Genomic DNA, 12,548 nt, shown 5'->3' on the forward strand with positions numbered 1-12,548 from the left:
AGGCTCCTCAGGCGGCGAGGTGGTGTTCGGCCAGCGCGCCCGTCACGCGCAGGCCGTCGGTTCCGGTGGTCCCGGCGAACGGCTTCAGTACGTCCCGATCGACGCCGCACAGTTCGAGCGCGGCGGCGAGCACCGGCTGCCGCGCGCGGTCACCGCCGTCGGCGATCTTGACCGCGATCGCCGTACCGTCCGGCAGGGCGGCGACCTGGACGGCTTCGAAACCGTCCTTGGCGATCAGGCCGGGAACCGCGCGCATGAGCGCGGTGACGTCGCGCCGGGTGCCGGCGACCAGTTCCGGATGCTTTCGGATCCCTTCGGCCACAAGGCCTTCCGGAGCACCGGGGGCCGCCGCGGCGATCTTGCCGATGGCCGTGGCGAGCCCGCGCAGCGAGACCGCGAACAGGGGAGCGCCGCAGCCGTCGACGGCGACCTTCGGGATCCGTTGCCCGGTCAGGTTCTCGACGCGGTCCGCGATGGCGCGCTGCAGCGGATGGCCGGGATCCAGGTAGTCCTTTGTGGACCATCCGTGCCGGCGGCAGGTCGCGAGCATCGCCGCGTGCTTGCCGGAACAGTTGTGCGCCAACCGGCTCGCACCCCGGCCCGCCGACACCCAGGCGTCACGCTCGACCGGGTCGAACGGCAGGTCCTCCGGCGTCCGCAGGTCACCGGCGGTGAATCCGGCACCGTCCAAGGTCGTGAGGACCTCCGACAGGTGGATCTCCTCGCCGGAATGGCTTGCCGCGCCGACGGCGAATCCGGCCGGGCTCAGTTCGACCCCGAGCCGTGCCATCGCGGCGGCCTGCAAGGGTTTCGCCGCCGAACGCGGATAGAACGCGGCCTCGATGTCGCCCGCGGAGAACAGCACGCGGCCGTCCGGCGCGAGGACCACGGCCGAACCGTGGTGCACCCCCTCGACCATTCCGTCACGGAGGAGGTGGACCAGCGGTTCGTGGGCGGGCACGCGGATTTCGGGGATCACAGCTTCGTCTTCTCGAAGACGTCCATGTTGATCCGCTTGCGGACCCCGAACCAGCCGGCCACCAGCGCGAGCCCGATCACCGGCAGGCAGTACAGGGTGATCCGGCCGGTCTCGTCGAAGGCCATCAGCACGACGACGGCGGCGAGGAAGATCAGCGTCGCGATCTCGGTGTAGGGCGAGAACGGCAGCCGGTACGAGGGCCGTTCCACCTCACCGCGCTTGGCCTTGCGCACGAACAGCAGGTGGGAGAGCACGATGATCGCCCAGGTGCCGAGGATGCCGATGGCGGCGAAGTTCAGCACGATCTCGAAGGCCTGGCTCGGCACGATGGCGTTCAGGCCGACACCGACCACGCACACCGCCGAGGTGAGCAGGATCCCGCCGTAGGGCACGTGGTTCTTGTTCATCACGCCGGTGAACTTCGGCGCGGATCCGGCCAGCGACATCGAGCGCAGGATGCGGCCGGTGGAGTAGAGACCGGAGTTCAGGCTGGACAGCGCCGCGGTCAGCACCACCAGGTTCATCACGTTGCCCGCCTGCGGTACCCCGATGTGCGAGAGCACGGTGACGAACGGGCTCTCGTTCTTCGAGTAGGAATCCCACGGCATCAGCATCGCCAGCAGGATCACCGAGCCGACGTAGAACACCCCGATGCGCCACATGATCGAGTTGATCGCCTTCGGCATGATCTTGCGCGGGTCCTTCGTCTCACCCGCGGCGACGCCGACCAGCTCGACCGAGGCGTAGGCGAACACGACACCCTGGACGATCAGCACCATCGGCAGCAGACCCGCCGGGAAGATCCCGCCGTGGTCGGAGATCAGCGAGAAACCGGGCGTCTGGCCGTCGATCGGCTGCTGGGTGACCAGGAGGAAGATCCCGATTCCCATGAAGGTCACCAGCGCGGCGACCTTGATGATGGCGAACCAGAACTCCATCTCGCCGAACAGCTTGACCGACACCATGTTCAGCGCCAGCACCACCGCGAGCGCGATGAGCGCCAGCACCCACTGCGGGATCGGCGTGAAGAAGGACCAGAAGTGCGCGTACAGCGCGATGGCGGTGATGTCCGCGATCCCGGTCGTCGACCAGTTCAGGAAGTGCATCCAGCCCGCGACGTAAGCGCCCTTTTCGCCCATGAATTCCCGGGCGTAGGAGACGAAGGCGCCGGAGGAGGGGCGGTACAGGATGAGCTCGCCGAGCGAACGCACCACGAAGAACGCGAAAAGGCCGCAGACCGCGTAAACGATCGCCAGCGCCGGGCCCGCCTGCGCGAGCCGCCCGCCCGCGCCGAGGAACAGGCCGGTGCCGATGGCGCCGCCGATCGCGATCATGTTGACGTGGCGGGGCTTCAGCGCCTTGTCGTAGCCGGCGTCACCGGCGTCGGCCGGCACCGGCACGGATTTGTCGTCCGTGCTGAGAGTCTGTTCGGTCACGGTGTCAGTCGTCCTTGTTCGGGTGCGTCGTGTGGCCGGGCCGCACGATGGTGGTGAGGGCGTTCTCGACGTGCTCCAGATGGGAGGTCATCGCCGCGACGGCGTCCGCTTCGGACCCCGCGGCGATGGCGGTGACGATCTCGCGGTGCTCGATGTTCGAGCGCGCGCGACGGCCGCCCAGCTGGTTGAGGAAGGACGACTGGCGCGCCAGCGCGTCCCGGATCTCCTCGATGACCTTGCCGAACACCGGGTTGCCCGAGGCCTGGGCGATGGTGATGTGGAACAGCGAATCCAGCGCCACCCACGCGGTGTTGTCGGTTTCGAGATCCATCCGCTCGACGAGGTGACCGAGCAGATCGAGGTCGTCGGTGCTGCGGCGCACGGCCGCGTATCCGGCGACGGGGATCTCGACATGGCGCCGCACCTCGAACAGGTCGCGGGCCGAATAGGTCCCGAACGTAGGGTTCTCGACCGGCCCGGTGGCGGTCACGAAGGTCCCTTTGCCCGTTTTGGACACGGTGAGCCCGAGCGCCTGCAGTCCCCGCAGTGCCTCGCGGACGACCGAGCGGCTGACCTCGAACTCCTTGCCGAGCGCGGATTCCGACGGCAGCTTCTGGCCGACGGCGTACTCGCCGCGCTCGATGGCGCCGCGAAGGTGGGCCAGTACGGCCTCCATCGCGCTGATGCGCCGCGGACCACCGTGTCCGGCTGTCTGGCTGTCAGACAGGTTCATGAGACGAGATCGTGCGGCCGGTCCATTGCTTTGTCAAGCGATCGGACCGAGGACGGGATTCAGCCTGCGAGGATGATTTCGCTGCGGTAATCATGCGCGAATACGAAGCCGTACTGGGCACCTTCGCGCGGAGGGAGTCCCTTCGTGACACCGGATGCCGCTGCCGACGTGGTCATCGTCACACGCCGGGAGGGGCTCGGGGGCATGAGTGGCCGAGCCGTGAAGGACTCCTTGGCAACGTCCGACGACTCCGCCGGATCGTCGCTCGTGGACTGGTCAGGCGAAGGTACGCAAATACGAGGCCCGTTATTTGGGCGCAGACGGGGCGTCAGTGTCCACAAGGGACATTTCCTGGCGATCGAGTGCTCGATTCGCGCCTCGGTGTCCTGTTTCGCCCTCGCGAAACCGTGCAAACCACTCAAACCGGGCGACATGGCCCGAAAACGTGTCCCTTATGGACAGTCAAGAGGAGGCCGACCGGAAACACCGGATGTCCTGGCGCCAGAGCGCCGTCAGACGCGGTTGAGCGCGATCACCGGGAACGGCCGGCTGGTCTTAGCCTGGTGCTCAGCAAGCCGCGGGAACGCCTTCGCCTGCTTCGCGAACAGACGGTCCCTGGCCGCTCCGGTGATCTCGACCGCGTGGGCGGCGAAGGCCTCTCCGTCCGCTTCGACGTCGACAGACGGCTCCGCGATCAGGTTGCGATACCAGTCCGGATGCCCTGGAGCGCCCCCGTTGGCGGCGAAGACGACATAGCGGTCGTCGTCGGCCAGGAACAGCATCGGCGTCACGTGCCGCCGCCCGGTGCGGGCGCCGGTGGTGGTGAGCAGCAGGGTCGGAAGGCCGTCGCCTTGGCGGCCGTTCGCGCGGAACTCCGCGATCACGCGTTCGTTCATCTCACGCAGGTCGATCATCAACGCTCCGGGCTGCTCGGTGATCTTGACGGCTGGCCAGTCTGCCCATCCGCGCACTGGTCGGCAACCACTTTTGGGTAATGGCTGTTCGCGAGGCCGCGGAAACTGTCGGTGCCACCGGAGATAGTGGACGAGTGAGCCCCGTCAGCCGCGGGCGCAAGCCCGCCAAAAGACCCAAGAACCAGCGCTCCCGCCGGTCGCGTCCGCCCTTGGACGTCGCCAGGGTGGAGCGCTGGCCGAAGCTGCTCCACGGGCCGGTCGAGCTTTCGGACTGCGTCGTCCAAGGTCAAGTGGATCAGGACCTCGTGGTCCTGGCCGCCACGCTGACCGCGGGCAAACGCTCGGTGGGCGTCGAAGTGGTGGTCAACGAGCACGAGATCGACGTGATCGAACTCCACCCCGAGCCCGCGGACGCGTTGGCGGTTCTTCGCGCCGGTTTCGAGGTGGCGGAGGCACCGCTGACCCCCGACGAGTTCCGGAGCCAGGTGGAAGCGGCTCTGAACCTCAAGGCGGATTCCGAAGCCTGGCTTCGGGAGAGGGGGTCGAAGCTCTTCGAGCCGGGGTCGAGGACCGAATCCGACCTGCCCGTACGCGCCGCCCAGCTGCGGCGCTGGCTCGGTCTCCCCGAATACGAACCGATACCCCAGCTGCCGGGTGATCCCCTTCCGCTCGTGCTGCCCCCGCCCGTGCCGGTCACCGGCCTGCGGCTCGCGGTCGCGCTGGCCGAACCGGACGAGGCGATCTGGCGGCGGCTCGAAGTCCGCTCGGATGTCACCCTCGCGGGACTGCACCGGATCCTCGCCACCGCGTTCGAGCGGGACGAACGGCGGGACCATCGCTTCGTGACCGCCTTCGGCGCGTTCAGCGCCGACACCCGGCACGGCGACCGCCTGGACGACGATGTCACCCTCGGCCACGTCGTGACGGCACCCGGCCATCGGCTCGTCTACGAGGTGGAGAGCTGGAGGCACTGGATCCGCGTCGAGCACAGGGTCGGCCTTCCCGTCGCGCCCCGCTGTCTGGACGGTGAGCGCGCGGCGCCTCCGGAGACCTGCGAAGACCAGCAGACCTACGAGATGCTGCTGGGGGCCATGGAAGATCCGGACCACGAAGACAACGAGGCGCTGATCGACGAGCTCGGCGTGGGGTTCGATCCGGAGTGGTTCGATCCGGTGGCGGTCAATGCCCGGCTGGCCCGGCTGGGCTGACTCCGCCGCCCCGTCCGGGCGTAACCGAGGCCTCTCCGCGCGCCTGTTTTGCGTTGGCCGATTACCGGAGGAAGCTTGCCGCGGCGGCCCGCCATCCCGCCCATGCGTCGGTGAACCCCGGCGCATAAGGTGGGAGGACCGGCCCGCGTCACGCAGCCAGGGATCCGTCTGCCTAGGGGAGGTTTTCGCTGGTGTCGAACGATTCCTTCGTCCACCTGCATGTGCACACCGAGTACTCGATGCTCGACGGTGCGGCGAAGATCGCCCCCCTGTTCAAGGAGGCGGCGCGGCTCGGCATGCCCGCGGTCGGGATGACCGACCACGGCAACATGTACGGCGCGGACGAGTTCTACCAGCAGGCGGTGAAGCACGAGCTCAAGCCGATCATCGGCATCGAGGCCTACATCGCGCCGGAGAGCCGCTTCCACAAGAAGCCGGTCTTCTGGGGGCAGGCCAACCAGCGCGGCTCCGACGAGTTCGGTGAGGGCGGTGACGTCTCCGGTGGTGGTGCCTACACCCACATGACGATGCTCGCCGCGAACTCCACCGGGCTGCGCAACCTCTTCAAGCTCTCCTCGCTCGCGAGCATGCAGGGCTACTACCGCAAGCCCCGGATGGACCGCGAGCTGATCGCGGAGAACCACGAAGGCATCATCGCGACCACCGGCTGCCCCTCTGGCGAGGTCCAGACGCGGCTCCGGCTGGGGCAGCGCACCGAAGCGATCCAGGCCGCTTCGGACTACAAGGACATCTTCGGCGCCGAGAACTTCTTCCTCGAGCTGATGGACCACGGGCTGCCGATCGAGCGGTCGGTCCGCGAGGGCCTGCTCGAGATCGGCAAGCTGCTCGACCTCAAGCCGCTGGCCACCAACGACTCGCACTACGTCACCAAGGACCAGGCCGACACCCACTCCGCGCTGCTGTGCGTGCAGGCGGGCAAGACGCTGAACGATCCGAACCGGTTCAAGTTCGACGGTGACGGTTACTACCTGAAGTCGGCGGCCGACATGCGGGAGTACTGGGACAAGGAAGTTCCCGGCGCCGCCGACTCGACGCTGCTGATCGCCGAGCGCGTCGAGTCCTACAAGGACGTCTACACGCACAAGGACAGGCTGCCGTTCTTCGAGGTCCCCGAGGGCTACGACCAGGGCTCCTGGCTGCGGGAAGAGGTCGCGCGCGGTCTCAAGTGGCGGTACCCGGACGGCGTCCCGGACCCGTACTACAACGAGCGCATCGAGATCGAGCTCGACGTCATCATCGGCAAGGGCTTCCCCGCCTACTTCCTCATCGTCGCCGACCTCATCAACTACGCCCGCAAGGTCGGCATCCGCGTCGGCCCCGGCCGTGGTTCGGCAGCCGGCTCTTTGGTCGCGTACGTCCTCGGTATCACCAACCTGGACCCGATCCCGCAGAAACTGTTGTTCGAGCGGTTCCTGAACCCCGAGCGCGTCTCGATGCCCGATATCGACATCGACTTCGACGACCGCCGCCGCGGCGAGATGATCCGCTACGCCACCGATAAGTACGGCGTCGACAAGGTCGCGCAGGTCATCACCTTCGGCACTATTAAGACCAAGGCGGCCATCAAGGACTCCGCCCGTGTCCACTTCGGCCAGCCGGGCTACGCGATCGCGGACCGGATCTCGAAGGCGCTGCCGCCGCCGATCATGGCGAAGGACATCCCGCTCTCGGGCATCGTCGACTCGAAGCACGAGCGCTACGGCGAAGCGGCCGAGGTCCGCGCGCTCGTCGAGACCGACGAAGAGTGCAAGACGATCTTCGAGACCGCCCGTGGTCTCGAAGGGCTGATCCGCAACGCCGGTGTCCACGCCTGCGCGGTCATCATGTCGAGTGAACCGCTCACCAACGCGATCCCCCTGTGGCAGCGCGACGACGGTTCGATCATCACCGGCTGGGACTATCCCTCGTGCGAGGCCATCGGCCTGCTGAAGATGGACTTCCTGGGCCTGCGGAACCTCACCGTCATCGGTGACGCGATCGACAACATCAAGACCAACCGCGGCATCGACATCGACCTCGACACCCTCGGCGTCGATGACCCGGAGACCTACAAGCTGCTCGCCAGGGGAGACACGCTCGGCGTGTTCCAGCTGGACGGCGGGCCCATGCGTGACCTGCTGCGGCGGATGCAGCCGACGGTGTTCGACGACATCGTGGCGGTGGGCGCGCTGTACCGCCCCGGCCCGATGGGCATGAACGCGCACAACGACTACGCCGACCGGAAGAACAATCGGCAGAAGGTCAAGCCGATCCACCCGCAGCTCGAGGAGCCCCTGAAGGAGATCTTGGCCGACACCTACGGCCTGATCGTCTATCAGGAGCAGATCATGCACATCGGCCAGAAGGTGGCCGGGTACACGATGGGCCGCGCGGACGTGCTCCGCCGGGCCATGGGCAAGAAGAAGAAGGAAGTCCTCGATCAGGAGTTCGTGGGCTTCGAGGCCGGGATGAAGGCGAGCGACCTGGTTCCCGGCGGCTTCTCGTCCGAGGCGATCAAGGCGCTGTGGGACACGATCCTCCCGTTCGCCGGCTACGCGTTCAACAAGAGTCACGCGGCCGCGTACGGCCTGATCTCGTACTGGACCGCGTACCTCAAGGCGAACTTCACGCCGGAGTACATGGCCGCGCTGCTCACCTCGGTCGGTGACAACAAGGACAAGTCCGCGGTCTACCTGTCGGAATGCCGCCGCCTCGGGATCAAGGTCCTCCCGCCGGACGTCAACGAGTCGGCGCTGAGGTTCGCGGCCGTCGGGGACGACATCCGCTTCGGGATGGGTGCCGTCCGCAACGTCGGCGCGAACGTCGTCGAGTCGATCATCAAGACCCGCGAGGAGAAGGGTAAGTACTCCTCCTTCACCGACTTCCTCGACAAGTCCGAACTGGTGGCCTGCAACAAGCGGGTCATCGAATCGCTGATCAAGGCCGGCGGGTTCGACTCGCTCGGCAACACGCGGCTCTCGATGATCCAGGTGCACGAGGACGCGGTCGAGGCCGTGGTCCCGCTCAAACGCCAGGAGGCGATGGGCCAGTTCGACCTCTTCGGTTTCGGCGGGGAAGACGAGGCCGGGGACGCGGTGTCCTCGTCGCCGCTCGCGCATCTGAAGTTCGGGGAAGAGGAATACCCGCGCAAGCAACTCCTGGCCTACGAACGGGAGATGCTCGGCCTGTACGTCTCGGCGCATCCGCTGGACGGCGCCGAGCGCATCCTGCGCAAACACGCGCCCCGTCCGATCGCCGCGATCCTCGCCGACCCGCCGAAGGAAGGCGAGCTGATCATCTCCGGGCTGATCACCTCGCTGGAACGCCGGGTCAACAAGAAGGGCGAGCCCTGGGCGATCTGCACCGTCGAGGACATGGACGCGTCGATCGAGGTCCTCTACTTCCCCAAGTCGTATGCCATGTTCTCGGCCGACCTCATCGAGGACAACGCGGTACTGGTCAAGGGCCGGGTCAACTGGCGCGAGGACAAGATGTCCATCTTCGGCGGCGGGCTGGTGCCGCTCGACCTGTCCGAGGTCGGCAACGGCGACGACGACCTGCCGCTCGTGCTGCTGGCCGCGCCGGAGAAGCTCGACCAGGCGGTGGTCAGCGAACTGAAACAGACCCTGCTCGCGCACAAGGGCGACACCCCGGTGCACCTCAAGCTCGTCGGCAAGAATCAGACGGTCTTCGCGCTCTACGACTACCCGGTCAAGGTGACGTCGATGCTGATCGGTGAGCTCAAGGGCATCCCCGGGATCGCCGCCAGCACCTGATGACCACCTTCGAACCCGACCCGCGGCGCTGGAAAGCGCTCGCCGTCAGCCTCGCCGCCGGGTTCATGGGCCTGCTCGACGTCAGCATCGTCAACACGGCACTGCCCTCGATCCAGAAGGACCTCGGCGCGTCGAGCGGCGGGATCCAGTGGGTCGTGTCGGGCTACGCGCTGGCTTTCGGACTGGTGCTGGTGACCGGCGGCAGGCTCGGCGACGCGCTCGGCCGCCGCCGCATGTTCCTGTTCGCCCTCGCCGCGTTCGTGCTGACCAGCGCGTTCGCCGGCGCGGCGCAGGACGAGACGACGTTGATCATCGCGCGGCTCCTGCAGGGAGTCGCCTCGGGCATGATGACGCCGCAGAACAGCGGGATGATCCAGGACCTGTTCCGCGGCGCGGAACGAGGCCGGGCGTTCGGCATGTTCGGCGCCACTGTCGGGATCTCGACCGCCGTCGGGCCAGTACTCGGCGGCGTGATCCTCGCCGTCTTCGGTGACCCGGAAGGCTGGCGCTGGGTCTTCTACGTGAACGTGCCCATCGGGATCCTGGCGTTCACCCTGGCACTGAGATGGCTTCCGAAAGCGGAGAAACCGGCGAGAAGCCTGCGGGGCGAGATCGACTTCGTCGGCATCATGCTGCTGGGTGTCGCCGTGCTCGGAGTGCTGCTTCCGTTGATCGAATCCGAACAAGGCGGTCTCAGCAGCCTGTGGTGGCTGTTCGTCGTCGCGGTGGTCTTCGGCTTCGCGTTCGTGCGCTGGGAGCGCTCGATGGTGCGGCGCGGTCGTCCGCCACTGCTGGACACGCGGCTGTTCACCGGCACTCCCGGATACGCCACGGGTGCCGCCGTCGGCGCGCTGTACTTCAGCGGGTTCACCGGGATGTGGCTCGTCTTCGCCATCTTCTTCCAACAGGGGCTCGGTTACACGCCCTTGCAGTCCGGGCTCGCCGTCACCTCCTTCGCTCTCGGCTCCGCCGTCTCGGCGGCGGTCGCGGGACGGCTGGTACCGAGATGGGGTCGCAAGCTCACCGTCACCGGGCTGGTCATGGTGATCTCCGGGATGGTCACGGTCGCCGTCCTCGCCGGTCAGGATCCCGGTTCCGCGGCGGGCTGGTGGTTCGCGTTCCCCTTGCTCGTCGCCGGTGTCGGCGGCGGCATGGTCATTTCGCCGAACACCACGCTGACCCTGGAATGCGTGCCGACGTCGATGGCGGGAGTGGCCGGGGGCGCGTTGCAGACCGGGCAGCGGATCGGCACCGCGATCGGCACGGTCGTCCTGGCGTCGGTCTTCCACGCGGTACTCGGCGCGAACGGCGGCTACCCGTCGGCGCTGACGGCGGCGATGCTGTGCGCCGCGGGATTGACCTGTTCGGCGCTTCTCCTCGCCGTGATCGAACTCCGTGCGCGCCGGAAGCGTCGTTCGCTCACCGAGCGGGAAGAAGCCACCAGGGCAGGCGCCGACAGCCAACGCGGCTGAGTCACCGGAGCGTGTCATTGACTACGGTCGGCAAGACCCGATGCTCCATCCGAGTGACGGAGCTAGTCAGCCCCTGGCGCTACTCAGAGCAACCGGGTACACCTTACGGAGCCTTCACTGCTGTGTCTTGGCTACCGACAGTGGTATTTCTGTCGATCGATCGGGGATGGATCGATCGGTGGGAGCGACCGTGGCGAGTCCGGAGTTCTCTGGAATGGACACCCATGGTCAAGAGCCGGTGGACGGCCGTCGGCGTCCGCGGGGGACCGTTCGGCGGCAGCCGGTTCGCGTCCACTGACAGCCGAGCCCTGTGAAGCACTCGCGCGGGTGGGTCCGGCAGGGACGCCTGGGGAGGTGCACCCCGGCCTGGACCCACCCGCCGCGCGCTCTCCGTCCTGTGTGAACCGCTTCGGGCTGCGAAGATCTTCGCGAGTTCGAGATTTGCGGAGGAGCACCGATGGCGGAGAGTTCTGAGGGGCGGAGTCGCCTGCGGGTCTGGTACCGGCCGATGACGTCGCGGAACAGCGACGAAGGGCACCGGGTCGCGACGCCGCTGGAGCTGTTGTTCGACCTGTGTTTCGTGGTCGCCGTCGCGCAGGCCGCGGCGGGCCTGCACCACGCGATCGCCGAAAACCACATCGGTGAAGGCGTGCCCAGCTTCGGGATGGTGTTCTTCGCGATCTGGTGGGGCTGGCTGAACTTCAGCTGGTTCGCCTCGTCGTTCGACACCGACGACGTCCCGTATCGCCTGGTGACGCTGGTGCAGATCGCCGGAGGGCTGACCGTCGCCGCCGGCGTCTCGTCGGCCTTCGAACGCGACTTCACGATCATGGTGATCGGCTACGTCCTGATGCGGCTCGCGATGGTCGTCCAGTGGCTCCGTGCCGCCAGGACCGACCCGGAGTGCCGTCCCGCCGCGTTGCGCTACGCCGTGGGAATCTCGATCGTGCAGGTCCTCTGGATCGTGCGCCTCGCGCTGCCCGAGTCCCTCGGGTTGCCCTCGTTCTTCGTGCTCCTGCTCGCCGAACTCGCCGTGCCGATGATCGCCGAGCGCCGGAGGCCGACCAGCTGGCATCCGCATCACATCGCCGAACGCTATGGCCTGTTCACGATCATCGTGCTGGGTGAATCCATCCTCGGCGCGACCACCGCGGTCAAGGAAGGCCTGGACGAGGGCGAGCACACCGGCAGCCTGATCTCGCTCGCCGCCGCTGGGCTCGTGCTGGTCTTCTCCTTGTGGTGGCTGTACTTCGACCAGCCTGGACACGTCCGGCTCTCGAAGGCGAAGAACCTGTTCACCGTCGCGAGCTGGGGTTACGGGCACTACCTGATCTTCGCCTCGGCGGCCGCGCTCGGCGCCGGCCTCGAAGTCGCCGTCGACTACGACACCCACACCGGGCATGTGGCCCCGCTGCCCGCCGCGATGGCGACGACCGTGCCCGTCGCGATCTATCTACTGAGCGTCTGGCTGATGCACATCGGGCCCACCAACGAATGCCGTCCGATCGCGATCGGCTTCCCGGTGACCGCGGTGCTCGTCCTCGCCGCGTCGTTCACGCCGGCGCCCATCCACATCACCGCGCTGCTCGCCGCCGCGCTCGTCGCGCTAACCGTGCTCGCCACCCACGGCGAGCCCGTGCCCGGCGAGAGCCGGATCGACGCAGGTCAGAGCCCCGGCGCGAAAAAAGGGACCCCCCTGTAAACCCCGGTTTCGGGCCGTGTAATGTTCTCTTCGTCGCCAGGGAAACCGAGCGGCCGCCGGGAACACGAACCAAGCTCCCACCAGATGGTGGTAGAGTGGGTGGTCCCGAACCGGAGAGGTAACTCTACCCCGCTGAGACGGCAGTTTCGAGCAGGTGCTAGAGTGTGCTCCGGACAAAAGCCAAGAAATAACTGCTTCGGATAAGGCCGCGTGACCGCGGTGCGATCTGGGGTGTGTTGCTTGAGAACTCAACAGTGTGCTAGTGAACTAAGCCAGTAGAGCTTATGTATTTGAACCTCGTTTGAGGTTCCTTTGAGAGCATGAAAAT

At 67.1% G+C, this 12,548-nt stretch carries 8 protein-coding genes; 4 read left to right on the plus strand and 4 right to left on the minus strand.

Going from position 1 to position 12,548, the window contains the following annotated elements:
* Positions 1–7 precede the first annotated feature (7 nt).
* The 4 genes from ACZ7KI_RS34265 to ACZ7KI_RS34280 all read right to left on the minus strand — a co-directional run bounded on the left by ACZ7KI_RS34265 (position 8) and on the right by ACZ7KI_RS34280 (position 4,119).
* Positions 8–979: an asparaginase gene (locus tag ACZ7KI_RS34265; protein ID WP_470277173.1), complete on the minus strand. Its 972-nt coding sequence runs from the start codon at positions 977–979 to the stop codon at positions 8–10.
* Positions 976–2,415, minus strand: coding sequence for an amino acid permease (locus tag ACZ7KI_RS34270; protein ID WP_470277174.1), 1,440 nt, complete (start codon positions 2,413–2,415; stop codon positions 976–978). Before ACZ7KI_RS34270 ends, ACZ7KI_RS34265 begins: the two co-directional genes overlap by 4 nt.
* A gap of 4 nt (positions 2,416–2,419) precedes the next feature.
* Positions 2,420–3,091, minus strand: coding sequence for a FadR/GntR family transcriptional regulator (locus ACZ7KI_RS34275; protein ID WP_470277182.1), 672 nt, complete (start codon positions 3,089–3,091; stop codon positions 2,420–2,422).
* 569 nt (positions 3,092–3,660) lie between these two features.
* On the minus strand, positions 3,661–4,119 hold the full coding sequence (locus ACZ7KI_RS34280) for a nitroreductase/quinone reductase family protein (RefSeq protein ID WP_470277175.1): 459 nt from the start codon (positions 4,117–4,119) through the stop codon (positions 3,661–3,663).
* 77 nt (positions 4,120–4,196) lie between these two features.
* On the opposite strand from ACZ7KI_RS34280, the gene ACZ7KI_RS34285 reads away from it, so the two are divergent.
* The 4 genes from ACZ7KI_RS34285 (at position 4,197) to ACZ7KI_RS34300 (ending at position 12,220) form a co-directional block, all read left to right on the plus strand.
* On the plus strand, positions 4,197–5,270 hold the full coding sequence (locus ACZ7KI_RS34285; RefSeq protein ID WP_470277176.1) for a plasmid pRiA4b ORF-3 family protein: 1,074 nt from the start codon (positions 4,197–4,199) through the stop codon (positions 5,268–5,270).
* 191 nt (positions 5,271–5,461) lie between these two features.
* On the plus strand, positions 5,462–9,046 hold the full coding sequence (dnaE, locus tag ACZ7KI_RS34290; protein WP_470277177.1) for a DNA polymerase III subunit alpha: 3,585 nt from the start codon (positions 5,462–5,464) through the stop codon (positions 9,044–9,046).
* Positions 9,046–10,518, plus strand: a complete 1,473-nt coding sequence (locus ACZ7KI_RS34295) for an MFS transporter (protein WP_470277178.1) — start codon at positions 9,046–9,048, stop codon at positions 10,516–10,518. The genes dnaE and ACZ7KI_RS34295 overlap by 1 nt, the downstream gene beginning before the upstream one ends.
* Positions 10,519–10,975: 457 nt before the next feature.
* Positions 10,976–12,220: a low temperature requirement protein A gene (locus ACZ7KI_RS34300; protein ID WP_470277179.1), complete on the plus strand. Its 1,245-nt coding sequence runs from the start codon at positions 10,976–10,978 to the stop codon at positions 12,218–12,220.
* The last annotated feature ends 328 nt before the right edge of the window (positions 12,221–12,548 follow it).

This window comes from Amycolatopsis sp. NPDC039088 (assembly GCF_055598845.1).